Annotated in this window: 26 protein-coding genes; 12 read left to right on the top strand and 14 right to left on the bottom strand. The window is 63.6% G+C overall.

Annotated features, from left to right (window positions below):
• The 6 genes from E4662_RS08165 to E4662_RS08140 form a co-directional block, all read right to left on the bottom strand.
• Positions 1-132 (bottom strand): acetyl-coenzyme A synthetase N-terminal domain-containing protein (locus E4662_RS08165; RefSeq protein ID WP_136441031.1); only part of this gene is annotated, 132 nt, incomplete at its 3' end.
• A 94-nt stretch (positions 133-226) separates the two neighbouring features.
• Positions 227-982 (bottom strand): ABC transporter ATP-binding protein, encoded by a 756-nt coding sequence (locus tag E4662_RS08160; protein ID WP_136441030.1) that lies wholly within the window; start codon positions 980-982, stop codon positions 227-229.
• A gap of 91 nt (positions 983-1,073) precedes the next feature.
• Complete coding sequence (locus tag E4662_RS08155) at positions 1,074-1,829, bottom strand: ABC transporter ATP-binding protein (protein WP_136441029.1); 756 nt, start codon at positions 1,827-1,829, stop codon at positions 1,074-1,076.
• A 12-nt stretch (positions 1,830-1,841) separates the two neighbouring features.
• Complete coding sequence (locus tag E4662_RS08150; RefSeq protein WP_136441028.1) at positions 1,842-3,047, bottom strand: branched-chain amino acid ABC transporter permease; 1,206 nt, start codon at positions 3,045-3,047, stop codon at positions 1,842-1,844.
• Positions 3,048-3,051: 4 nt separating this feature from the next.
• Positions 3,052-4,083: a branched-chain amino acid ABC transporter permease gene (locus E4662_RS08145; protein ID WP_136441027.1), complete on the bottom strand. Its 1,032-nt coding sequence runs from the start codon at positions 4,081-4,083 to the stop codon at positions 3,052-3,054.
• 112 nt (positions 4,084-4,195) lie between these two features.
• Positions 4,196-5,542, bottom strand: coding sequence for a substrate-binding protein (locus E4662_RS08140; protein ID WP_136441026.1), 1,347 nt, complete (start codon positions 5,540-5,542; stop codon positions 4,196-4,198).
• A 219-nt stretch (positions 5,543-5,761) separates the two neighbouring features.
• Here E4662_RS08140 and E4662_RS08135 point away from each other — a divergent pair, with 219 nt between their 5' ends.
• The 5 genes from E4662_RS08135 (at position 5,762) to E4662_RS08115 (ending at position 11,890) form a co-directional block, all read left to right on the top strand.
• A complete protein-coding gene (locus tag E4662_RS08135; RefSeq protein WP_136441025.1) occupies positions 5,762-7,057 on the top strand; it encodes a short-chain fatty acyl-CoA regulator family protein in 1,296 nt (431 codons plus the stop codon).
• Positions 7,058-7,246: 189 nt separating this feature from the next.
• Complete coding sequence (locus tag E4662_RS08130) at positions 7,247-7,627, top strand: response regulator transcription factor (RefSeq protein WP_136441024.1); 381 nt, start codon at positions 7,247-7,249, stop codon at positions 7,625-7,627.
• A complete protein-coding gene (locus tag E4662_RS08125) occupies positions 7,624-7,923 on the top strand; it encodes a hypothetical protein (RefSeq protein ID WP_136441023.1) in 300 nt (99 codons plus the stop codon). The genes E4662_RS08130 and E4662_RS08125 overlap by 4 nt, the downstream gene beginning before the upstream one ends.
• Positions 7,924-7,967: 44 nt before the next feature.
• Positions 7,968-10,598, top strand: a complete 2,631-nt coding sequence (locus E4662_RS08120; RefSeq protein WP_420819260.1) for an ATP-binding protein — start codon at positions 7,968-7,970, stop codon at positions 10,596-10,598.
• Positions 10,599-10,681: 83 nt separating this feature from the next.
• Entirely contained in the window at positions 10,682-11,890 is a 1,209-nt protein-coding gene (locus E4662_RS08115; protein WP_136441021.1) for a FliM/FliN family flagellar motor switch protein, read from the top strand.
• A 158-nt stretch (positions 11,891-12,048) separates the two neighbouring features.
• Here E4662_RS08115 and E4662_RS08110 read toward each other — a convergent pair whose 3' ends face one another.
• From E4662_RS08110 to E4662_RS08095, 4 genes are all read right to left on the bottom strand, one after another.
• Positions 12,049-12,480 carry a protein tyrosine phosphatase family protein gene (locus tag E4662_RS08110; protein ID WP_136441020.1) on the bottom strand — a complete coding sequence of 144 codons (432 nt, stop codon included), beginning with the start codon at positions 12,478-12,480 and terminating at the stop codon, positions 12,049-12,051.
• 10 nt (positions 12,481-12,490) lie between these two features.
• Positions 12,491-12,928, bottom strand: a complete 438-nt coding sequence (locus tag E4662_RS08105) for a DUF6691 family protein (protein WP_206080270.1) — start codon at positions 12,926-12,928, stop codon at positions 12,491-12,493.
• Complete coding sequence (locus E4662_RS08100; protein ID WP_136441019.1) at positions 12,928-13,353, bottom strand: YeeE/YedE family protein; 426 nt, start codon at positions 13,351-13,353, stop codon at positions 12,928-12,930. Before E4662_RS08100 ends, E4662_RS08105 begins: the two co-directional genes overlap by 1 nt.
• A 100-nt stretch (positions 13,354-13,453) precedes the next feature.
• On the bottom strand, positions 13,454-14,317 hold the full coding sequence (locus E4662_RS08095; protein ID WP_136441018.1) for an MBL fold metallo-hydrolase: 864 nt from the start codon (positions 14,315-14,317) through the stop codon (positions 13,454-13,456).
• 241 nt (positions 14,318-14,558) lie between these two features.
• Here E4662_RS08095 and E4662_RS08090 point away from each other — a divergent pair, with 241 nt between their 5' ends.
• From E4662_RS08090 to E4662_RS08080, 3 genes are all read left to right on the top strand, one after another.
• Positions 14,559-14,888 carry a TraR/DksA family transcriptional regulator gene (locus E4662_RS08090; protein ID WP_136441017.1) on the top strand — a complete coding sequence of 110 codons (330 nt, stop codon included), beginning with the start codon at positions 14,559-14,561 and terminating at the stop codon, positions 14,886-14,888.
• A 26-nt stretch (positions 14,889-14,914) separates the two neighbouring features.
• A complete protein-coding gene (locus tag E4662_RS08085; protein WP_136441016.1) occupies positions 14,915-15,127 on the top strand; it encodes a hypothetical protein in 213 nt (70 codons plus the stop codon).
• A gap of 193 nt (positions 15,128-15,320) precedes the next feature.
• Positions 15,321-17,252 carry an enoyl-CoA hydratase-related protein gene (locus tag E4662_RS08080; protein WP_136441015.1) on the top strand — a complete coding sequence of 644 codons (1,932 nt, stop codon included), beginning with the start codon at positions 15,321-15,323 and terminating at the stop codon, positions 17,250-17,252.
• On the opposite strand, the gene E4662_RS08075 is transcribed toward E4662_RS08080, so the two are convergent.
• Entirely contained in the window at positions 17,249-17,464 is a 216-nt protein-coding gene (locus E4662_RS08075) for a hypothetical protein (RefSeq protein ID WP_136441014.1), read from the bottom strand. The genes E4662_RS08080 and E4662_RS08075 overlap by 4 nt on opposite strands.
• 125 nt (positions 17,465-17,589) lie before the next feature.
• On the opposite strand from E4662_RS08075, the gene E4662_RS08070 reads away from it, so the two are divergent.
• On the top strand, positions 17,590-17,853 hold the full coding sequence (locus tag E4662_RS08070; RefSeq protein WP_136441013.1) for a DUF2312 domain-containing protein: 264 nt from the start codon (positions 17,590-17,592) through the stop codon (positions 17,851-17,853).
• A gap of 421 nt (positions 17,854-18,274) precedes the next feature.
• On the opposite strand, the gene E4662_RS08065 is transcribed toward E4662_RS08070, so the two are convergent.
• Both E4662_RS08065 and E4662_RS08060 read right to left on the bottom strand, forming a co-directional pair.
• Positions 18,275-18,475 (bottom strand): hypothetical protein, encoded by a 201-nt coding sequence (locus E4662_RS08065; protein ID WP_136441012.1) that lies wholly within the window; start codon positions 18,473-18,475, stop codon positions 18,275-18,277.
• A gap of 27 nt (positions 18,476-18,502) precedes the next feature.
• The gene (locus E4662_RS08060) at positions 18,503-19,036 is read right to left on the bottom strand and encodes a hypothetical protein (protein ID WP_136441011.1); all 534 of its coding nucleotides are present in this window, start codon (positions 19,034-19,036) and stop codon (positions 18,503-18,505) included.
• Positions 19,037-19,134: 98 nt separating this feature from the next.
• On the opposite strand from E4662_RS08060, the gene E4662_RS08055 reads away from it, so the two are divergent.
• The 3 genes from E4662_RS08055 to E4662_RS08045 all read left to right on the top strand — a co-directional run bounded on the left by E4662_RS08055 (position 19,135) and on the right by E4662_RS08045 (position 22,371).
• Positions 19,135-20,139, top strand: coding sequence for a hypothetical protein (locus tag E4662_RS08055; protein ID WP_136441010.1), 1,005 nt, complete (start codon positions 19,135-19,137; stop codon positions 20,137-20,139).
• Between the two features lie 69 nt (positions 20,140-20,208).
• On the top strand, positions 20,209-21,369 hold the full coding sequence (locus tag E4662_RS08050; protein ID WP_136441009.1) for a WD40/YVTN/BNR-like repeat-containing protein: 1,161 nt from the start codon (positions 20,209-20,211) through the stop codon (positions 21,367-21,369).
• A gap of 99 nt (positions 21,370-21,468) precedes the next feature.
• Entirely contained in the window at positions 21,469-22,371 is a 903-nt protein-coding gene (locus tag E4662_RS08045; RefSeq protein ID WP_136441008.1) for a hypothetical protein, read from the top strand.
• Positions 22,372-22,381: 10 nt separating this feature from the next.
• Here the strand turns inward: E4662_RS08045 and dddP are convergent, their stop codons facing one another.
• A complete protein-coding gene (gene dddP, locus E4662_RS08040) occupies positions 22,382-23,722 on the bottom strand; it encodes a dimethylsulfonioproprionate lyase DddP (RefSeq protein WP_136441007.1) in 1,341 nt (446 codons plus the stop codon).
• Between the last annotated feature and the right edge of the window lie 150 nt (positions 23,723-23,872).

The raw sequence follows: 23,872 nt of genomic DNA, 5'->3' as shown, positions 1-23,872 counted from the left end.
CAGCCGCTTGGCCTGCTCGGCCCAGAACCCTTCCGGATCGGCCACAGACTGCGCATACATCGCATCATACTGCGCCGCATCAACATTCGCAGACGCAGAAAGTTCCGCGCTGGGGGGGTAGGTGTTGCTCATTTTGGGGGCTCCTCCACAAATCAATTGGGGGCAGGGAATAGGTCCCGGCCCCCAAGATCAAGACCACTTTGGTCGTGGAAGGCCGGGAAACGTATTAAATTGCGAGATATTCCGCGCGCAGTTCTTCGTTCTCCAGAACTTCGGCGGCGCTGCCGTCAAAGACAATGGAGCCGGTGTCGAGAATGACGGCGCGGTCCGCAAGCTGCAGGGCGCGCACCGCGTTCTGCTCCACGATGATCGTGGTCATGCCTTGCTCCTTGATGTGGCGCAGGGTCTTCTCGATTTCGTCGACGATCACCGGGGCAAGGCCTTCATAAGGCTCGTCGAGCAAAAGCACCTTGATGTCCCGCGCCAGTGCCCGCGCGATGGCGAGCATCTGCTGCTCGCCGCCGGACAGGGTCACGCCTTCCTGGTTGCGGCGCTCGCCGAGGCGGGGGAAGAGCTCATACAGGCGCTCGATGGACCAGCCGATCGGCGGGGCGATCTGCGCCAGCTTGAGGTTCTCCTCAACCGTCAGGCCGGGGATGATGCAGCGGTCTTCAGGCACAAGACCGAGACCCACGGTCGCGGCCTCATAACTCTTCATGTTGTGCAGCGGCTGGTGATCCAGCCAGATCTCGCCCTTGTTCACCTGCGGATCGTCGAGCCGCGCGATGGAGCGCAACGTGGTGGTCTTGCCCGCGCCGTTGCGGCCCAGAAGCGCGAGGATCTCGCCTTCGTGGACGTTGAAGGAAATGCCCTGCACGATGTAGCTCTCGCCGTAATAGCTGTGCATGTCCCAGACCGAAAGAAAGGCGGGTGCCGTTTCGGCCATATTGGCGTTTTTGGAAAAATCCGGACGTACGTTCATGTCTGTTCCTCACCTTTGAGGGGGTGCGGGGCAAAGCCCCGCCCTACGGAGTGTCGGTCTTGTAGGCCGGGGCTCTGCCCCGGCCCCACGCTCAGTGGGCCTCGCCGAGATAGGCTTCCTGCACCTTCGGATGGCCTTTGATGTTCTGCGGCTCATCTTCGACAAGCGGTGTGCCCTGCGCCAGAACCGTGATCCGGTCGGCGAGGGAGAACACCACGTGCATGTCATGCTCGATGATGGCGATGGTGATGTCGCGCTTCTCCTTGATCTCCTTCAGCAGGTCGATCGTGTTGTTGGTGTCCGCGCGCGCCATGCCCGCCGTCGGCTCGTCCAGAAGCAGCAGCTTCGGATTTTGCACGAGGCACATAGCCATCTCCAGCCGCCGCTTGTCGCCGCGAGACATGGAGGCCGAGTGCATGTGACGCTTGTCCAACATGTTCACGTCTTCCAGCATCGTCTCGGCCTGTTCGATCAGCGACTTCTCCGATTGCACCGATTCAATCGCGTGGAGCCGGTAGGCCCCGTCCCGCCGCGCAAACAGCGGGATCATCATGTTTTCCATGACCGTCAGATCACCGAAGATTTCCGGGGTCTGGAACACGCGGGAGATGCCCATCTGGTTGATCTCGTGGGGCGAACGGCCCAGCACGGATTTGCCGTCGAACATGACCGAACCGGTGTCGGGGATCAGCTTGCCGACGAGGCAGTTGAGCAGCGTCGACTTGCCCGCGCCGTTCGGCCCGATGATCGCGTGCACGGTGTTTTCGCGCACCGAGAGGTTCACATCGCCGAGCGCCTGCAGACCGCCGAAGCGCTTGTTGACGTCCTTGACTTCAAGAATACCCATCAGTCTGGCTCCTTATTCCGCAGGTTCGGTGGATTTGCCGGGGGTCTCATCGTCCGCCGCTTTCTTGCGGCCGAAGAGACGTGCGATTTTCTGGCCACCTTCGACGAGACCGCCGGGCAGGAAGATCACGACCAGCATGAAGATGATACCCAAAGTCAGGTGCCAGCCTTTGCCGATGAACGGGTAGATCAGCGCGACGATCAGGTCTTCAAGCCCATCGGGCATGAAGGCGAACCAGCCGTGCAGGATCTCGGAGTTGATCTTGGAAATGATGTTTTCCATGTACTTGATCGCACCCGCACCCAGAACCGGGCCAATCAGCGTGCCGACACCGCCCAGGATGGTCATCAGAACAACCTCACCCGACGCCGTCCAGAACATGCGCTCCGCACCGGCCAGCGGGTCCATCGCGGCCATCAGGCCACCGGCAAGGCCGGCATACATGCCCGAGATGACGAAGGCGGCCAGCGTGTAGGGCTTCGGGTTCAGACCGGTGTAGCTCATACGCTGCTGGTTCGACTTCACCGCGCGCAGCATCATGCCAAAGGGCGAGCGGAAGATGCGGATGGCGAGGTAGAAGGCCGCCAGCATCAGGATGCCGGAGAAGTAGTAACCGACGTTGAAGACAAACTCCCACGGGCCAATGGCCAGCTCCGCGGTGGAGCGCATTTCCAGTCCGAAGATGCCGGGCACCGGGATGTTGCCGCCTTCGGTCTGGGCCACGCCGAGGATCCGCGGATCGTCGAGCGCCAGTTGCAGCCCGGTCTCACCGCCGGTGATCGGGGTCAGAACCGAGTAGGCGAGGGCAAAGGACATCTGCGCGAAGGCCAGCGTCAGGATCGAGAAGTAGATCCCCGAGCGGCGCAGGCTGACGTAACCGATGACAACCGCGAAGAGACCAGAGACGATCACCGACAGGATGATGGCCGGAACCACGTTCATGCTCAGCAGCTTGAACATCCAGACCGCCGAGTAGGAGCCCACTCCGAGGAAGGCCGCATGGCCAAAGGAGAGGTAGCCGGTGAGGCCGAAGAGGATGTTGAAGCCGATCGCAAAGATACCAAAGATCACAAAACGCTGCATCAGGTCCGGGTAGCCCGCGTTGAACTGCGCCATGGCGCTGTCCGTCGGGAAGGGATTGAGCAGGAAGGGGGCGAAGAGCACCAGCGCCGCAACGATCAGCAGGAGCTTGGCGTCTTTTTTGTCAAGTCCAAACATGGGCTTAGTCCTCCATCACGCCTTTGCGACCCATCAGGCCACGCGGACGCGTCAAAAGAATGATGATGGCGACCAGATAGATGATGATCTGGTTGATGCCGGGGATGAGGTCGATCACGATCGACATGGATGCAAAGCTCTCCAGGATGCCCAGAAGGAACCCGGCCAGAACCGCGCCCGGCAAGCTGCCCATGCCGCCCACAACCACAACCACGAAGCTCAGGACAAGGAAGTCCATCCCCATGTGGTAGTTCGGCGAGTTGATCGGCGCGTACATCACGCCCGCAAGGCCCGCCACGGCGGCCGCGAGGCCGAACATGATGGTGAACCGCTTGTCGATGTTGATGCCCAGAAGGCCGACGGTTTCGCGATCCGCCATGCCCGCGCGCACAACCATCCCGAAGGTGGTGAACTGCAGGAAGGCGAAGACGGCGCCGATGATGACAGTGGCAAAGGCAAAGTAGACAAGGCGCCAGTAAGGATAGATGATCTGGTTTTCGGCCATGCCGAGCATCGCACCGAAATCGAACGAGCCGGTGAACGCCGACGGCGCAGGCGTCGGGATCGGGTTCGCGCCGTAGTAGTACTTGATGATTTCCTGCATCACGATGGCCAGACCGAAGGTCACGAGGATCTGGTCGGCGTGCGGACGCTTGTAGAAGTGCTTGATCAGACCGCGCTCCATGGCCCAGCCCACAAAGAGCATGACCGGAATGGAGAACAGGATCGCCAGCGGCACGGCCCAGTCGATGATCGCATCACCGGTGGCCACGCCAAAGATGTCGTGCACGTAAGGCACCTCGACCTTGAGCGGATTGCCGAGGAAGTCGGTGCGGGTTTCGTCGATGACCGTGTGGCTCCAGGTCAGGATGCGGCTCAGTGTGACGGCGCAGAAGGCACCGATCATGAAAAGCGCGCCGTGAGCGAAGTTGACGACGCCGAGGGTGCCGAAGATGAGCGTCAGGCCAAGCGCGATCAGCGCATAAGCCGAGCCCTTGTCCAGCCCGTTGAGAATTTGAAGGATGATTGCTTCCATGAATCCCACCCTTTGCGGAGACTATATGGTGGAGATGCCACCGGCGGGGGCGCCGTAGCATATGGGGGAAGGGTGGGCATGAAGATGCCCACCCCGTTGCGATGTCCTGAAATCAGGCGCCGTTGTTGCAGGTGCCGAGCGCGCCGCCCGAGAACTGCGGGTGGTCCGGTGCGTAGGTGACCTGAGCCGCCGGCGTGACTTCGACGATCTCGAGAAGGTCGAACTCGGAAGTCGGGTTCTCTTTACCCTTCACAACCAGCACGTCCTTGAAGCACTGGTGGTCGTCGCCGCGATACAGCGTCTTGCCGTTGCCCAGACCGTCGAACTCGTAGTCTTCCAGCGCTGCGGCAACCGCGCAAGGCGCGAAGGAGCCGGCACGCTCGACCGCGTCCGCATAAAGCAGGGTCTGCACGTAGGTGGTGTGCGCGGCCTGGCTCGGCGGGAAGCCGTACTTGGTGCCGAAGGACTTGACGAATGCCTTGGAGCCTTCGTCCTGCAGCGACCAGTGCCAGTTGGTGGAACCGAAGATGCCTTTAACGTTGGCACCCGCACCCTTCGCCATCAGGCGGGAGTAGAGCGGAACAACGATTTCGAAGTTCTTGCCGTTCACCTGCTTTTCGCGCAGGCCGAACTGAACCGCGTTGGTCAGCGAGTTCACCATGTTGCCGCCGTAGTGGTTCAGAACCAGAACGTCGGCGCCGGACTGCAGAACCGGGGCGATGTAGGACGAGAAGTCGGTCTGCGTCAGCGGGGTTTTCACCGTGTTCACGGTTTCCCAGCCCATCGCTTCGGTCGAGGACTTCACCGCTTCTTCGGTGGTGTAACCCCAGTTGTAGTCAGCGGTCAGGTGGTAAGCCTTACGGTCGCTGCCGTACATCTTCTCAAGCACGGGCGCGAGCGCGGCACCGGACATGTAGGAGTTGAAGAAGTGGCGGAAGCCATTGGCACGGCGGTCTTTACCGGTCGTGTCGTTGGAGTGGGTCAGACCCGCCATGAAGATCACGCCTGCTTCCTGGCAGAGCGCCTGCACGGCCACGGCCACGCCGGAGGACGAACCACCGGTGATCATCACCGCGCCGTCTTTTTCGATCATCGACTTGGCCGATGCGCGGGCGGCGTCAGACTTGGTCTGGGTGTCGCCGGTCACATATTCGACCTTCTTGCCCAGGATACCGTTGCCCTGCAGAGCCTTCGACGAGAAGGTGTTCATCATGCCGCCGTCGCCGCCACCGTTCAGGTGCTCGACTGCAAGCTCGTAAGCGCGCAGCTCGTCCGCGCCCTCGTCAGCGTAGGGGCCGGTCTGGGGTACGTTGAAACCCAGGGTAACCGTGGAGCCGGTCGGCTCGTTGGTGTGGGCTGCCACCGATTGCGCGGTGAAGATCGTCGGCAGAGCAACACCTGCGCCGGCAACAGCGCCGGACTTGAGCACGCCGCGACGTGTCAGGTTGAGTTTGGACATGTAATCCTCCCAATGTGTGAAAAGCGAAGCCGGGCTCCTCTTCCCGGCAAACGCGCACATCTAGTGCAAATATAGTATCGGGGAGGTTCGTAAAGTTTCGCAACAAGTCGTTTTTGCGTAATAATTTTTTTGTCAAAGAGTGAACTGTATGTCATTGTATTCTGTAAATGACTTTACGTCGCACCGCAGAAAACCCTTGAAACCGTTAGAGGAACACACATGCCCCGTGACACGCTGACAGGCTCGCGGATCCGCGAACGGCGGATCATGCGCGGGTTGAAGCAGTCGGAGCTTGCACGTCAAGCGGGTATTTCGGCGTCATATCTCAATCTTATCGAGCACAACCGACGCAGAATCGGCGGAAAGCTCCTGAATGACATCGCCGCCATTCTTGATGTGGAAGCGGTCATGCTGGCCGAAGGGGCGGAGGCCACGTTGATTGCCACCCTGCGCGAGGCGGCGCTCGATGCGCCGAGAGCCGGGGCCGAGCTGGACCGCGTCGAGGAGTTCGCCGGGCGTTTTCCCGGCTGGGCGCAGGTTCTGTCCGATGCGCGGGCGCGGGTGGCCGGGCTCGAACGCTCGGTCGAAACCCTGACAGACCGCATGACCCACGATCCGCACCTTGCCGCCTCCCTGCACGAGATGCTTTCGACCGTGACGGCCATTCACTCTGCCGCGTCGATCCTGGCGGAACCGGGCGATGTGGACCCGGAATGGCAGGCCCGCTTTCACCGCAACATCCACGAAGACAGCGAACGCCTCGCGGAGACGTCGCGCGGTCTTGTGACCTATCTTGAGGCGGACAGCGAGGCGGCCACCGAGCTGGGCGTGCCGCAGGAAGAGCTGGACAGCGTGCTGGAAGCGGCAGGCCATCATGTACCGGAGCTTGAAGAGGGCGGCGCAGTAGAAGACGCCGCCGCGCGGCTTGGGGCGGGCCTGTCCAACACCGCGCGCCAGCTGCTGGACGCCTGGCTCCAACGCTATGCCGAAGATGCGCGCGCCGTGCCGATCGAGGCGCTGCGCCTCCCGCTGGAGGAAGACGGCCTCGATCCGATGCGTTTGTCCGCACGGCTTGGCTCGGAACCGGCGCGTATCATGCGCCGCCTCGCCGCCATGCCGCCCGAGGTGCTGCCCGATCCGGTGGGTCTGGCGATCTGTGACGCGTCGGGCGTTCTGAGCTATCGCAAGCCTCTCCCGGATTTCCCCATGCCGCGCTTTGGGGCGGCCTGCCCGCTCTGGCCGCTTTATCGCGCGCTCAATCGCCCCTGGGCTATGCTGTCGATGCCGGTGCAGCAGCCGGTGCGCAACGAAACCCGGTTTCAGGCCGATGCGCTGGCAACGCCCTTGGGCGGCATCGCGGTCAACACCGATCCTCTGTTCGAGGCGCATATGCTCGTCCGCCCCTTGCCCGCCCGGGACGATGGCACCCCGGCGACGGCGGTGGGCGCGGCCTGCCGAATCTGTCCGCGCATGGAATGCCACGGACGCCGCGAGCCGTCGGTTCTGGCGGGGTGAAAACCGGGGTTTTCCGACCTCGGAATGCCGCAGCGCAGCGGAAATTTCTGTTTCAAGACGGTACAATAACGCTAACATGGTTTTGACAGTCTTTGGGGATGGTAATACTGTCCCACAGCCCTTTGGGGGACGCTCGGCCTAGCCGAAGAGCGGGGGCGCGATACGGGGCAAGAGACGGGGAGGTCAGGAATGGCAGGACATGTGCTGCTGATCGAGGATGAACCAAACATCATCGAAGCGATCCGATTCATCCTCTCCCGGGACGGCTGGCAGGTGGATACGCACTCCAATGGCAGCGATGCGGTAGAGGCGGTGCAACGCAAAACGCCCGATGTCCTGATCCTCGATGTCATGCTGCCGGGGCGCTCCGGTTTTGATATTCTGCGCGAACTGCGCGACAACCCGGAAACCGCGGCCCTGCCGGTGCTGATGCTGACGGCGCGCGGGCAAAGCAAGGACCGAGAGCTGGCGGAACGGGCCGGGGTCAACCGGTTCATGACCAAGCCGTTTTCCAACGCCGAAGTTCTGGAGGCCGTCCGCGCCCTTGGCCCGGCGCATCAGCCGGAATGAGCGAAGACGACACCCCGGACGGGCCTGCCGCGCAAAAGCTGCCCCTCTTTGTCGAACGGCAAACTTACCGCCGCCGCCGCATCATCGACGCGGCGCGCGCGCTGCCGGTGCTGGGCCTGCTCTTGTGGTGGGTGCCGCTGCTCTGGGCCTTGCCCAAGGAGCCGACATCGGCCTCCGGCGCGCTGATCTACATCTTCTGCGTCTGGGTCGGGCTCATTCTCGGGGCGGCTCTTCTGATCCTTGCGCTCCGCCGCCGTGATGCGGAGGCGCAAACCAGCAATGGAGGCCAGCCGTGATTGGCCTGAATGCGCTGGCGGCGATCTCGATCGCCTATGTTCTCATGCTCTTTGTCGTGGCCTTCATCGCCGAACGCGCCGCCCGGCGCGGCAAGACGGCTTGGCTTTCGGCCCCGATCATCTACACGCTGTCGCTCTCGATCTATTGCACGGCCTGGACCTTTTATGGCGCCGTCGGTTCTGCTGCGCGCAGCGGCTTTGAGTACCTGACGATCTACCTCGGCCCCAGCCTCGTGCTGATCGGCTGGTGGTGGGTGCTGCGCAAGCTGGTGCGCATCGGGCGCAGCCAGCGCATCACCTCCATCGCCGATCTGATTTCCTCGCGCTATGGCAAATCCAACCTGCTTGGCGTGGGCGTGACCTTGCTCGCGGTGATCGGCACCACACCTTATATCGCCCTGCAGCTGCAATCGGTGACCCTTTCGGTCGAGGTCTTTTCCGACACGCAGCCAAGCCTAAACCCCGAAGCGCCGCCCACGGCCTTCTGGGTGGCGGTTGGTCTGGCGATCTTCACCGTCATCTTCGGCACCCGCAATCTCGACGCCAATGAACGTCACCACGGCGTTGTCATGGCCATCGCGGTCGAAGCCATCGTCAAGCTGGCGGCGCTGCTGGCCGTCGGGGCTTTTGTCGTCTGGGGGATTTCCGGCGGTGTCGGCCCGATGCTGGAGCGCATCGACGCCTCTGCCTTGGGCGAGTGGCAGATCAACGAAGGACGCTGGGCCGGTTTGATGCTGCTCTCCGCCGCCGCCTTCCTCTGCCTGCCGCGCATGTTTCAGGTCATGGTTGTCGAGAACGACAACGACGCCCAGCTGCGCACCGCCGCCTGGGCCTTCCCGCTCTATATGCTGCTGATGAGCCTGTTCATCATCCCGATTGCCGTGGTCGGCCTCGACATGATGCCGCCGGGATCGAACCCGGATCTCTTCGTGCTGACCGTGCCGCTGGCCTTCGGGCAGGACGGGCTCGCGGTGCTCTCCTTCCTTGGCGGTTTTTCCTCGGCCACCTCGATGGTGATCGTCGCAGCCATTGCGCTGTCGACCATGGTGTCGAACCACATCGTCATGCCGCTCTGGCTGCGCTTTCGCACCGATGGCGCCAGCGTGTCGGGGGATGTGCGCAACGTGGTCCTCTTGTCCCGCCGCCTTTCCATCGCCGGGGTGCTGGCGCTTGGCTATCTTTATTACAAGTTTTCCGGCGGCGGCGAGGCGCTCTCCGTCATCGGCCTTGTCTCCTTTACCGGCGTGGCGCAGGTGCTGCCCGCCCTGCTTGGCGGCATCTTCTGGCGCGGTGCGACCCGCAATGGCGCGTTGACCGGGCTGACCGTGGGCTTTGCGGTCTGGATCTACACGCTTTACCTGCCCAGCTTTGGCCCGGACACCGTGCTGCCCGCGACCTTCTTCGACAATGGCCCGCTTGGCATCGGCTGGCTGCGGCCCGAGGCGCTCTTTGGCATCGAAGGCATGGACCCGCTGATGCACGCCGTCTTCTGGTCCCTGTCGCTCAACACCGTGACCTTCTTCGGCGCGTCTCTGATGAGCTTTCCCTCGCCGCTCGAACGGTTGCAGGGCGCGCAGTTCGTCAACATTGGCCGCGCCGCGAGCCGCACCCGCAGCTGGTCCGGCGGCGCAGCCCAGTCTGAAGACCTCATGGTCATGGCGCAGCGCATCCTCGGCGCGCCCGAGGCGCAGGCGCTGTTCCTGCGCGAGACCCGCAAACAGGGCCTGACCGGCATTCTGCCCGATCCGACGCCCGAATTTCTCGAAGTGCTGGAGCGCGAGCTGTCCGGCTCCGTCGGCGCGGCAACGGCGCATGCAATGATCGGCCAGATCGTCGGCGGTTTGAGTGTTTCGGTGCAGGATCTTATGGCCGTGGCCGACGAGACGGCGCAGATTATGGAAACCTCCGCCCGGCTCGAAGCGCAATCGGAGGAACTCACCCGCACCGCACGGCAATTGCGCGAGGCGAACGAGAAGCTGACGCGGCTCTCGGTCCAGAAAGACGCCTTCCTCAGCCAGATCAGCCACGAGTTGCGCACGCCGATGACCTCTATTCGGGCGTTTTCCGAGATTTTGGGCGATGCAGAGGGAATCGAGGCTGAAGACCGCATTCGCTACGCCTCCATCATCCATGACGAGGCGGTCCGCCTGACCCGGCTTCTGGACGATCTGCTTGACCTGTCGGTGCTTGAGAACGGTCAGGTCAGCCTGAACCTGCGCCGCGCGCAGCTCTCCGAACTGCTTGATCGGGCAGTGGCTTCGGCGCTTCAGGGCGAAGACAGGCTGCGGGTCCGGCGCGATCAGGCGTCGGAGGCCTTCTGGCTTCACACGGACATCGACCGGCTCGCGCAGGTCTGCATCAACCTCATCGCCAACGCCGACAAATACTGCGATGCAGCACGGCCTGTGCTGGAAATTCGGGTGGGGCAGAGCGAAGGGCGCACCGTGGTGGATTTCATCGACAACGGTTCCGGCGTGGCGGCGGAACAGCAGGACGTGATCTTCGAGAAATTTGCCCGCGTGTCTGAGGGTGAGGCCGGTGGCGCCGGGCTTGGCCTTGCGATTTGCCGCCAGATCATGACCCGTCTGGGGGGCGACATCTCTTACCTGCCGGGGCAGGGGGGCGGGGCCTTCCGGGTTGTTCTGCCCAGCGATCAGGCGCTTGCCGCACAATAATTTTGTCGCGCTTAAAGCGCTTGGTAACCAAATCCCGCCATAACCTAAGCCCAAAGCAGAGGACGTGATGGGCGAATTTCTACATGGCTGACGGCGCACAACAGGACGTGCTTGGCCAAAAGGCGCAGGCGGCACAGCGGGCTTTCGAGGCGCGCGGCATGTCGCCGTCCAAGGCCTTGCGCCGCGCGTTGTCCCGCACGGCGGACGTGAACTGGGACCTTGCGCTGGTTACCCAGGCGGTCACGGTCGAAAACCTCGATCAGGACGGCGTGATCGAGTCCCTGACCGCCGAGGACCTTCTGATTCTGATGGATGGGCCAGACGGGGCGCTGGGCCTTGCGGTGTTTGGCCGGGAGGTGGTTGCGGGGCTTGTGGAAGTTCAGACAATCCAACAGGTTAGCAACATTCCGGTGGATCCTGAACGCGCCTATACACCAACCGAAGCGGCGCTCATGGCGCCGATCATCGACGGCACGATGGAACGGTTTGTCGAAAACCTCGGCGAGCATCCGATCCTGCGCCAGATCGAGGGGTTTCGCTTTGGCGCTATGCTGGAAGATGCGCGCAGCGCCGGTCTTTTGCTTGATGCCTCCGTTTACCGTGCCTTCCGGGCAGAGGTGGACCTCGCGCTCGGGCGACGGCGCGGCACGATCTCCTTTATCCTGCCGGAACGGGCGAAACCCAAACGTGGCAAAGGCGCGCCGAAATCGGCCGAGGACAACAGCCCCGGACCGCATGAAGACGTGTTTGCCCGCGTCGAGGCCCGGCTAGAGGCGGTTCTGGCGCAGATCACCTTGCCGCTCAACCGCGCGCAGCAGCTCAAACCCGGCGAGTTGATCCCGCTCCCGCAGAACGCGCTGGACAAGGTCAAGCTGACCGCCGGGAAGGGCGGGGCAGTTGTGGTGGGCCGTCTCGGTCAGCTCAACGGCATGCGCGCGGTCCGGCTCAGCCTGCCCGCTCAGGTTGGTGCCGCCAAACCTGCGGTTGAAGCTGCGGACAACCAGCCGCCTGCCGAAGCCGCACCCGCTCTGCCGGATCTGCCGGCTGCTCCGGAACCCGCCGACTTCGCCGGCATGGTCGAAGAGCCGGCCTTTGACCCGTCAGAGCCAGAGGAGTTGCCAGACCTGCCCGCGCTTGATTTCGCGGCAGAGGCATCGGATTTCGACCTTGGCGGCGATCTGGCAGAGGGGGGGGATTTCGACTTTGACCCGGCCCCGGCGGAAGGCGACGAGGACCTGCCGGATATCGGTGATTTTGCCTCTGCCCCGGTGGAGTTCGACTTCGAAGAATAACGGCAGCGTTTTGGGATTACCCTGACACAGCCTGTGACACGACCAGCCCCTGAGCGCCAAGGGCGCGGCAGCCTAGTCGCGTCTCAAAGGAAACCCGAAACACAATAAACGCCGCCCGATGTCTCGGACGGCGCTCTGAATTCCACTGGCGCAAAGGGTCAGCCTTTCTGCGCGGCCACCGCTTCCAGCGTCGGGCGCAGACCGGCCAGATCGTAGCCGCCTTCTGCCGCCGCACGCAGTATGTCATCGGTCGGCGCATCCCCAGCCATGCCAAGCGCCCAGACTACCGTGCAGCGCGTGCCGGAGGCGCAATAGGCCAGAACCGGCCCGCTCGCCTCTTCATAGAGCGCCCGCTGCGCCGCCACATTCTGCGGCGTCATGGTCTGATGGGTCAGGGGCAGGACATGAAACTCCAGCCCGGCCGCCTCTGCCGCCGCCGCCATGGCCTCGGCCTGCCACTCCGGAGGGTTTTCCGCGTCCGGGCGGTTGCAGATGATGCGGGTGTAGCCCGCCGCCTTTGCGGCAGGCAGATCCTCAGGCGCGATTTGCGGGCTGACGTGATAGCGGGGTGTGATCTGACGCGGGTTCATGGCGACAGGCTTATTCCGCAGGCACCGGTCTGTCCAGCCGTGCGCGCACCATCGGCGCAAGCAGCATGCCGGTCAGCATCGCCGCGAGGAACACATAGAGCCCCGGCCCGCCATAGCTCAGCGAGGCAATCGACGGCCCCGGGCACAGCCCGGCCAGCCCCCAGCCGACGCCAAACATCAGCGATCCGAGGATCAGCTTGCTGTCGATGGTGGTCGAGGGCGCTGGCGGCATCGGGTTGCCGGACAGCGATATGGCGCGGCGGCGGGCCACCAGCCAGGCGATGGCCATCGGGATCATCGCGCCGCCCATGACGAAGGCCAGCGTCGGATCCCAGTTGCCGAACACGTCCAGCCAGCCCTGCACCTTGGTGGTGTCGGTCATGCCGGAGACAAACAGGCCCGCTCCAAACAGGCCGCCCGCGAAGAATGCAATCACAAGATTCAGCATCAGATCACCCCCAGAAGATGGCGGAAGATCACAACGCCCACGCCGCCCGCGAAAATATAGGCGAAGGTGGCCGCAAAGCCGCGCAACGACAGCCGCGACATGCCGCAGACCCCGTGCCCGGAGGTGCAGCCATTGGCAATCCGCGTGCCCACGCCGACCAGCAGACCGGCGGCAGCCAGCACGATGTAATTGTCGGTGATATGCGTGTCGACCTCGCGGTAGTACGGCATGAGCAGCACCGGCAGCAGCGCGACGCCGATCAAAAAGACGATCCGCTCCCACTTCGTGCTGAGCCCCGAGCCGTCCACCAGCCCGCCGATGATGCCGGAGGCGCCCATGATCCGCCCGTTCCCAAGCAGATAAACCGCGCCGCCGGTGCCGATCAGCAGACCGCCGATCAGGCCCCAGATCCAATCAATTGGCATGTTGCGTTTCCTTTTGTCCTGTCTTTGCCCCGGTTCGCTTCGGGGCCGTATGGATGGGTCATCGCCCGCCCCACATCCGGTCGGGCGGGTATCTCGTTGCTCAGATCTTGTTGACCGGAACCTTGAGGAAGACGTCGCCCTTCTCGTCGGGCTCCGGCATGTTCCCGGCGCGCATGTTCACCTGCAGCGAGGGGATGATCAGCTTGGGCATGGCCAGCGTCGCATCCCGCGAGTCGCGCATTTCCACGAACTCTTCCTTGGTCTTGCCCGCGCCGACGTGCACGTTTGCCTCTTTCTGCGCGCCCACGGTGGTCTCCCAGGCGAACTCGTCGCGGCCCGGGGCCTTATAGTCGTGGCCGACAAAAATCCGGGTTTCGTCCGGCAGGGTGAGGATCTTCTGCACCGAATCGAAAAGTGTCTCTGAAGACCCGCCGGGGAAGTCGCAGCGCGCGGTGCCGAAGTCCGGCATAAACAGCGTATCGCCGACAAAGGCTGCATCACCAATGACATAGGTCAGGCAGGCCGGGGTGTGGCCGGGGGTATGCAGCACGTCCACACGCAACTGCCCGATGTGCACGCTGTCGCCATCCACGAACAACTGGTCGAACTGAGAGCCGTCGCGCTGGAACTCCGTGCCTTCGTTGAAGACCTTGCCAAAGGTGTCCTGCACGATCTTGATCCGGTCGCCGATGCCGATCTTGCCGCCCAGCGCCTCTTGCAGGTAGGGCGCGGCAGAAAGGTGGTCCGCATGGACGTGGGTTTCCAGAAGCCACTGGCAATCATAACCTTTTTCCTTGACGAAGGCGATTATTTCATCGGCGGATTTGGTGTCGGTGCGGCCCGAGGAATAGTCAAAATCCAGAACGGAATCGACAATGGCACAGGCCGTGCCGTTCGGATCGCGCACCACATAGGAAATCGTATTGGTGGCGTCGTCGAAGAAGGATGTCACTTCAGGTGTCATGGCGTCGATTCCCTTTGTTTGTGGGGTGAGGTCCTTGGTTTCGCATAAACATATACACTATTGTGAATGTGTTTCAAGGGGCCGTGCCTTCCCCACCGGAAAACCGACCGCTTTGTCGCGGGGGAGGGACCGGGCGGGGGAGGGAACAGGCGCGGGATGTTGACCTGCATCAACGATGGTGCGTCGCAGGTGGGTTAACTTTCAGGAACTAAGGAAAAGTCTCGGAAAAGGGAGGGTTCCAATGTCGCACCACAAGAATAAACTGATGCTGCTGACCCGGTTGCGGGAACTCGGCGCGCGGCTGACGGAAATTGAACAAACGCTGCTCAAGGAGCACTCCCGCGATTGGGAAGAAATGGCCGTGGAGCGCGAGGACGAGGAAATGCTCGAGTCGCTCGGCACGGCCAGCCAGGCCGAGATCGGCCACATCCGGCGTGCGCTCGAACGGCTGAATGAGGGCAGCTACGGCTATTGCGACAAATGCGGAGAAGAGATCGCCCCGGCGCGTCTCGAAGCAGTGCCTTACGCGGTGCTGTGCCATGCCTGCGCATCGGGAAAAACCGCGGCCTGAGAGGGGCCGCAAGAGGAGGATTTTGAATGACCCCGGAACTTGAAGCCCGTCTGGCAGACCTGCGTCAGGAGCTTGATCACAGCTATGGCGCGGCGCATGAGACGCAGCTTGATCATCTCGAAGAGGTGGTGTTGCTGCTCGAGAACAAGGGCGACGCGGTGCCCGCCTGGGCCAAGGAGCGACTGGCGGCCCGCATCGACGAACGGGTCGAGGACCAGTTCGACAACATGCCGTTCTAAGGCCCGCGCCCCGAGGCTCAAAGCCCGGCACCCGTCAAAAACCATCAAAGGCGAGTCTATCATGTCACGCCCCCGCCCGGGTTTTCCCCAGGCGGGGTGCATGTGCTTGTCTTGGCGGGGCAATCCGCCTCTAATCGCGCAAAACGGGCCCGAATGATGCATCCAGAGGCATGGGCCGGAGGGGCAGACGGTCATGGTGGGATACAAGATCGAAGAGCGCTGCGCGGTGCTCGAGGTGGCCAAGCCGCCTTTGAACGGGCTGACCCGCGCGGTGCGCGCGGCGCTGATGGAGGCCATTGACCGGGCCGAGGAAGACGACGCCGCCGAAGCCATCGTATTGATCGGCGGCGGCGCGACCTTCCCGGCGGGCGCGGACCTGTCCGAGTATGACAAGGGGTTGCAGGAGCCGTACCTGCGCGACCTGTGTGACCGCGTGGAATACTCCGAAAAGCCCGTGGTCGCGGCGCTTTGCGGGACCGTGCTCGGCGGTGGTCTGGAACTGGCGCTGGCCGCGCATTACCGCGTGGCGCAGGGTGAAACGCGGCTCGGCTTTCCCGAGGTGCAGCTTGGCCTGCCCCCCGGCGGCGGCGGCACGCAGCGTCTGCCCCGTCTGGTCGGCGCGGGCCTCGCTTTGGAGCTTTTGCAGACCGGCAGGCCCGTGCGGGCGCGCAGCGCGCGGGGTGGGCGCCTGATTGATTTGCGCAGCGATGGCGACCTGCGCCAAACCGCTCTGGCCTTTTGTCAGCGTCTTCTGGCCGAAGGCAAAGGCGCGCGCAGGCTCTCCGACCAAATCGCCGGGGTCGCAAATCCCATGCAATATCAAAAGGATATTGCCGCAGCTCGTGCCGCCCTGAAGGACGAAGACAGCCTTGCAGCGCAGCTTGTCACCCTTGTCGAAGCGGCGGCGCTTTTGCCGTTTGAGGCCGGGCGTGATCTCGAACATGAGATTTTTGATGACTGTCTGGCCTCCGACGTCGCACGTGGTTTGCGCCACGCCCATCGCGCCGAGGAAGCCGTTTTGCAGGGCGTGCGCGGGGACGAGACTGCCCTGAGCATCCTTGGGAGCGGCGCGCTTGCGGTGCAACTGGTAGCGCGGGCGCTGATGCAGGGCCTGCGCCTGCGCTGGGCGGCCAAAGACACCGCCGCGCTGGACGCGGCCCAGGCAAGGCTGCAGGACATCATGGCACGCGCACCGGGCAAACCGGAACACATCGCCGCGCGTATGCAGGGGCTTATGCTTGTGCCCGCCGAAGAGGCCGCGGCGCAGGACACGCCGACCCTGCTCTGCGAGCCGGGGTTTCACGATCTGCCGGTGAGCCGCGCGGCGCTGCGGCTGGAGGCGTATCCCGGCACTGGCACCAACATCGGCCTGCGTTTTTCCGCCCCTGCCCACACCGGGCGGCTGGCGGAGGTGCTCGCCGCGCCAGAGGCCAGCCCGGCCCAGATCAACCGTGCGGCAGGACTTGTACAAGCCTTGGGGAAACTGCCCGTGGTTGTGAAAAGCACCCGCGAAACGCTGGCCGGACGGCTTGGCCTCGCGCTGCACCGCGCCGCCGACGCCTTGCTCGATCAGGGCGCAAATCCCTATGTCGTGGACGCGGCGCTGATGGATTGGGGGCTTGGCCGTGGTCTCTTCCGAGCGCGGGACCGGCACGATCTGCGCGGACTGGCGAAACTGCGCTTTGATGCGGGTTCGAACTGGTCCGCCGTGCTCAGTGACGCCGGGCGCCATGGCGCGTCCGATGGCGGCGGTTTCTACGATTGGCAGGAAGGCAAGCCGGTCCCCTCGGACGCCGTTCTGAGCCTGCTGGCCGCGCATCATCCGGCCACGGATTTTGCGCCGGACACGCTCCGCGCGCTGCTGCTCGGCGCTGTGGCGAACGAAGGTCTGCGCTGTCTCTCAACCGGCCTAGTCAGCCGCGCCAGCGACATCGACGTGGTCAGCCTGCACGCACTGGGCCTGCCACGCAGCAGCGGCGGTGTGATGCATGCGGTTGATCTGATGGGCCTTTTCCGCGTGATGAAGCAGATGGAACGGCTCGGCCATGCCGATACCGCCTTCTGGACGCCTCAGCCTGTCTGGGCGGATCTGGTCAAGAACGGCAAAGGGTTCAGTGCGCTTTAGGCGAGGAACACGCCCAAGATCACCATCATCAGCCCGATGACCGACAGGAACAGCGCGGCCATGTTCAGCGTCACGGTCGTGCGCACCACCTCGCGCAGCGCCTCGTCGTCCAGACCCGCCTTGCGGGCCTTGGCCACGCGCAGGATGCACCAGATCAGCCCGCCAAGCCCGGCCACGGTGATCACCGCGCCAATCCAGATCAAAAGTTGCATCACGTTGCCCTCACAGTCGTTTGGCAGGGCCTAACCCCGCTCATCACGGCGATCAAGCCTTGATGGCCCCATCGCACCCCTGTATCTCCCTTGCGGACAAAAACCCGATGAGAGGAAGGCACGTCATGCAGGACGAATCGAGCGAGAGCAACAGCTACGGCATCGCGGCAGGCGAGCTGCGCCAGTTCATAGAGCGCTTCGAGCGGCTCGAAGAAGAAAAGAAAGAGGTTGCGGAGCAGCAAAAAGAGGTCATGGCCGAGGCCAAGGCGCGCGGCTACGACACCAAGGTCATGCGCAAGGTCATCGCGCTGCGCAAGCGCACCGCCGACGATATAGCGGAAGAAGAAGCGGTGCTGGACATGTACAAAGCCGCGCTGGGCATGTCCTGAGGGGCTTTGCCCGCGAACCGCAGTCCCGGGCCTGACCCGGGACCTCCGCGCGGTGGTGTAAGCACTTGTTCACTGCCTGCGCGCAGGATCACCCCCGGATCCAAACTGAAAACTCGGATTGATCCGCGAAGGCTTCACCAGCCACGCGGGCTGCGCCATCGGGGGATGTTCGATCTGATCAGGCGAATTCGGCGTTTTTCTGTTCAAAGAATAATGTATCGCCAATGGCTTGAGAGCGCGAAGCGCGGCAGAGCATTGGCGATGCTTTGTTAACTGAAAAACGCCTGAGCCGGGAGATAAACGCCCCGGCCCTGAAAATCCGTATCTTGGCGGCCGCCTCTTTTCAGGCTTCACATCTTGTAAATGCTCAAACCCGTCCGGCAGACCCCGCCGAGGCGGGCCAGAGTGTTGATCCCAGGACTTAACTGCCATCCGGCTCTTGCGGGTCGAATGCGACAAAGAACTGATGGGCGCAGTAAACCCCGATTGCGCCGAACACGAGCGCCCAAAGCCCGTTGCCCAGGGCCAGCTCAATCAGCGCCCAGCCAAGCGCCACAACGACAATCACAATCCGCCGCCAGAGAGGGCGGAAAAACGGGTGCTGCACATCAAGCAGTTTCATGGTCCGGCATCTTTCCAGGGCTGGGTTTTAGGGGATCATCGCCCCATTGCGATCAAACGTCGCCGCATCCGCCGTCAGATCGTCATAGGTGATCTCTACAGAAATCGTCTCCACCGACCCGAGCGGATAGCCCTTGTAGATTACCCCGTCCGGCGCCGTCATGGCGTTGGGGGAGTTGCTGTCCATGTGGCAGGCCTCCATCGGCCATTCTTCCAGCGGCCCGCCGTTCAGACCCACATGGATCGCCACCAACCCGCAGCGCCACGACAGCAGATGCGTCAGGTAAACAAGATCCTGCCCGTTGTATTCACGCACCGCGACCCAATTGGCGCGGGTCATCTCGAGGATCGGTTTCACCTCGGTCGCCGTGGTGAACTTGCCTGTCGGGACCTGGCTTTCGGCTTGATACTTCGGAGCCTCTGCGGCGGGGGCTGCTACGGCCGTGGCGCTGGCGCTGCTGCTTGTGGCCATGGCAGCACCGGCAGCCGCCGTTTCGGCGGAGGTCTCGCCCGAGCCACCGCCAAATGCGATGCCGGACAGAATGAAAAGGATGTCGATCATGGTTCTGCAATCCTTGAAATAGGCGGCGGCACATCACGCTTTTGACCCGCAGGGATCGCGCCTATAGTGCCGAAAACGGAATAAAGAGCAGGGGCAGCATGGCACAAAAAGACGGCGCGTCTCAACGGGTGAATGTGGTCATCAATGGCCAGTCCGGGCGGCTGTCCTACGAGGCCGTGCTGTTTGCCGCCTCGCTCGCGGCGAGCGGCACGCCGGAGCGGTTTCGCCTTTTTGTGGCCGAACCGCAGCCGGGGCCGCTGTGGGAGCGTGACCCGCGCATCCGTGATCCGGACCTGCGCGCGCTGCTCGAAAGACTGGGCGCGACGATCCTGCCTTTCGAGAGCCGCCACTTCGGGCAGTCCTACCCCCACGGCAACAAGATCGAGGCGCTTCTGGCCTTGCCCGAAGGCGCGCCTTTTGTCTTTTTTGACGCGGACACTTTGATCCGCGATGACCTCTCGAGAGTCCCGTTCGATTTTGACCGCCCCACCGCCTCCATGCGCCGGACGGGCACCTGGCCGGAACTGGAACTGTACGGGCCGGGCTACACGGCGATCTGGAAGTCGCTTTACGACCGCTTCGGACTCGATTTCGAAAGCTCCCTCGATCTCGACCAGCCGGATGAGTACTGGCAACGCTATCTCTATTTCAATGCCGGGTTTTTCTTCTACCGCTGCCCGCGCGTCTTTGGTCAGCGTTATCTCGACTACGCTCTGGACATCCGGGACAACCCGCCCGAGGAACTGCTGCTGCAATCGCTTGACCCGTGGCTCGATCAGGTGGCGTTGCCCCTGGTCATTCACAGCTTGGGCGGCGGGCGGGGTACCCTGCCGGATGGGCTGCTCGACGGCTCCGTCTCCTGCCATTACCGCACCCTGCCGCTGCTCTATGCGCGCGAAGAGCAGGCGGTTGTCGACCTTCTCGAAGAGATCGCCGCGCCGAACCGGGTGAAAAAGATCCTCAAACAATATGACCCGTTCAAACGGCTGATCTATCAGGGGCGCGGGCAGAAGGTGCGGGCTCTGTTTGACCAAAATGACCTGCCGCGCCGGGAAAAGGCGATCCGCAACCGCATCAAACGCGAAGGGTTCTGGCTGCGGTAATCCCGCCGACCGTTAGGCGATCAGAACCACCCGTGTTACCCTCGTTACGCGAAAACAGGAGGGTGGGACATGTCGGATCGGGTCACGGTTCTTGTGGGCACGACAAAGGGGCTTTTCCTGCTGCGTGCGGATGCGGCGCGGGCGGATTGGTCCGTGACAGGCCCGCTCTGCGGCGGCTGGAGCATCAATCACGCGATCGGCGCCGAAGGCCAGCTCTGGGCTGCGGGCGGGGGGGCTTTTCACGGCGCGGGCGTGTGGCGCTCGGACGATGACGGCGCGACATGGACCCTGTCGAAACTGGCCGACGGCCAGATCGACAACTGGGCGCGGAGCGATCCCGAGGAAGCGCGGCAGTTCGGCATGGAGCCCGCCGATCCCGCGCCCTTCAGCGGCCAGATTGATGCGCTCTGGTCGCTCGCCCGGCAGGGCGGCACCCTCTACACCGGCGCGAAACCGGCGACGCTGCTGGCCTCGCAGAACGATGGCGCGACCTGGGAGAAACTGGAGAGCCTGAACAACCATCCTTCGGCGGACACGTGGCAACCGGGCGCGGCTGGGCTGACGCTGCACACGATTGTCACCGCGCCGGAGGCTCCCGAAAAGCTCTGGCTCGGCATCTCGGCGGCGGGGGTCTTTGCCAGCGAAGACGGCGGCGGCACCTGGGAGCGGCGCAACCGTTTGTCCAATGCACAAAGCTGCGCGGATCACGCGCACCCTGCCGCGCCGCGTGATGGCGATACAGGGCACTGCGTGCACAACATCCAGCGCGCGGGCGCGGACCTGCTCTATCAGCAGAACCACCATGGCGTGTACCGCTCGCAGGACGGCGGGCGCTCCTGGGAGGACATCACCGAAGGGCTGCCCTCCACCTTCGGCTTCCCCATTGCCGTGCATCCGGACAAGCCGGATACGATCTGGACCTTCCCGTTGAACGGCGACATGGAGGGGCGCTTCCCGCCGGAGGCCTCGGCGGCGGTCTGGCGCTCCCGCACCGGTGGCGAGAGCTGGGAGGCCTGCCGGGAGGGGCTGCCACAGGGCAGCTGTTTCTTCACGGTGCTGCGACAGGCCATGGCGGTCGATGCGATGCCCGCACCGGGGGTCTATTTCGGCACCAATTCAGGGTCGGTTTTTGCCTCCTTCGACGAGGGCGACAGCTGGTTCGAGATCGCCGAGCACCTGCCAACGGTGCTTTGCGTCGAGACCATGACCGCGCCGGGTGGCGGGGCATAGCCTCGCCCTACAGACGCGCCGCGCGCCGGGTGAGGCAGCGCACAGACAGCGGCGCAAGCGCTTGTGTAGACTGCGGGAAATCAGGGAGGGGAGACACCCATGCAGATACCGAACAAGCCGTTTGACGGTGCCAGAGAAGACCCGATGCTGCTCTTGGGCCTGTTGCCCAAGCCTTTAAAAGCGCAGGGATATTTCGACCTGCGCGGCAGCGACGCGGCTAATTTCACCGCCGCTTCGGCAAAGACCCTGCCCGCAGGCACCACGCTCTACCGGGTTTATGGCGGCAGCGCTGGGCAGCTGGGCGGCTACTGGTCCCCGGAGCCGCCCGCGCCGGGATCAACCGAGGGCGACTGGCGCAGCGAAAGCGCGGTGGAGCCGATCTGGAACGACGGCACCAAGATGGTCAAGGTGACGGTCAAACAGGGGCTCACCGTACCGTGCTGGACCGGCGGCATTGAATCGCAACCGGCGAAAATCAAGGACGCGGCCGGCACCGTGAAAATCGTGAAACACTGGTTCCTTGTGGGCGGCGGCACGCAGTTCCTTTTGCCGACCTTCCAGCCCAATTTCTCGGCCACGCATCTCGACGTGGAAGACCTCGGGCCAACGCCATGGGCCGGGCAAAGCGTGCCCTCGGGGGTGGTGGATTGCGCGCCTGCGGTTGCGCTGAACGATCTGAACCCGGAGAACCCGGCGGAGGCGCACGCGCGCGCCGTGGCCGGTCTGGCCACCGCCTTGCACGCGCTCTCGGACGGGCTGCACGCACAAGGCGAAGGCGCGGAGGCACACCGCTTGCGCGGCGCGGCGAACACGGTGACGGGCGAGGCGAACGGCTTTCTCGACGCCATCAGAGACGGGCCCGAAGCGGTGCGGCTGGCCGCCTGGGGGCAGAGCGGGCTCCGCCGGAGGCTGGAGCTGGATGCCTTTGGCAACGTGGCGGGACCGGCGCAGGCCATGCTGGACGCTGTGGTGATGAGCGCGGCGGGGCTGAAAGGCGGCTAAACTGTGCCCCTCATTCCCCCATCAAAGCGGGATCAAACGGGTATTTGGTCAGGTTCTCATAGCCATCTTCGGTGACAAGAACCTGATCCTCCAGCTTGATCGAAAAATCCCCACCTTCGGGGCTGATCAAGGCCTCGACACAGAGCACCATCCCCGGCTGCAACTCGTAGTCAAACGCCCCTTCCACCCAGTTGTCCGGATAGGCAATCAACGGCCATTCATCGCACAGACCCACCCCGTGCATCAGACAACCATACTTGAGCTTCTGGTAGTGCTCGGGCAGCACATGGGACTTGTGCGTCAGATCGGTGAAGGACACGCCGGGGCGCAGCATCTCCATATTGGTCTGAATATGTTCGACCCCGATCTTCATCGCCTCGATCATATCCGGACGCGGCTTTTGATCGCCGATCCACCAGGTGCGCGAGATGTCGACGCAGATGCCATAGGCGCCGACCAGATCGGTGTCGAAGGCGAGGATTTCATTGTTTTGAACGATCCGCCCACTGCATTCCTGAAACCACGGGTTGGTGCGCGGGCCTGAGCTGAGCAGGCGGGTCTCGATCCATTCGCCGCCGCGCCGGATGTTCTCTGCATGCAGCACGGCCCAGACGTCATCCTCGGACATGTGCCCGCCGGGAATGCCAGCGCGCGCGGCGTCTTCCATGGCGTAGCAGGCTGCCTCGCAGGCATGGCTGGCACAGCGCATGGCGAGGATCTCGTCGGGGCCTTTGATGCTGCGGGCCTTTTCGGTCAGCTCCTCGCCGGGGATCACCTCGAAGCCGAGGCCCTCCAGCGCACGCAACCCGTGCAGCATGGGCTTGTCCACACCAAGACGCATGTCTCCGCCGCCGTGTTCCCGGATCAGGTCCAGAACCTCCCCGGCAAAGCGCTCCGCCGCCGCGCCAACGCGGTCGCCGCGGTCAAAGTAGAACAGATCCGCCCCGGTGCGCTGCTCTGCCACCAAGGGATTGATTTTGGTCAGGAACATCGCGTTCTTGTAGTCCCAGACCACCATGTAGCCATCGGCGCAGACCAGACAGGCGCGGAAGGGATTGTGCGCGTTCCACAGCTGCATGTTGGTGCTGTCGGTGGCGTACCGGATGTTGAGCGGGTCGAACATCAGGATGCCGCCGTAGCCGCGTTCCTGAACCGCCTTCGTCAGCCGATCCAAGCGGTAGGCGCGCATAGCCGGCAGGTTGGGCAGGGTCAAACCGGCCTCGGCCCATTCCCGGAAGGCCAGCTGCGTCGGGCCGATCTCGACACGGTTCTGATCGTTGGGGGTGCCATCGGCGATGGTCTCGCCGCGCGTTGGGTCGATTTTTCGGGTGTCCCGGTAATGGGTGTTCATCTGGTCTGCCTCCCGTGGTGCATCCACGGTGCGGCAGATTCTCGGCGTCGTCCGGTCTGGAATCGACATCCCACGGGGGCAATCATGACGTTTTCCGGCAAGGGCGGCGGGGCACAGCCCCGCCCTACGGCAGGCTTCGCTTGTATGGTT

Origin of the sequence: Pacificoceanicola onchidii (assembly GCF_004804335.1) — a bacterium.
Taxonomy (GTDB): domain Bacteria; phylum Pseudomonadota; class Alphaproteobacteria; order Rhodobacterales; family Rhodobacteraceae; genus Pacificoceanicola; species Pacificoceanicola onchidii.
The sequence above is the reverse complement of the archived record's forward strand: the minus strand, read 5'-3'. Positions and strand labels throughout refer to the sequence as shown.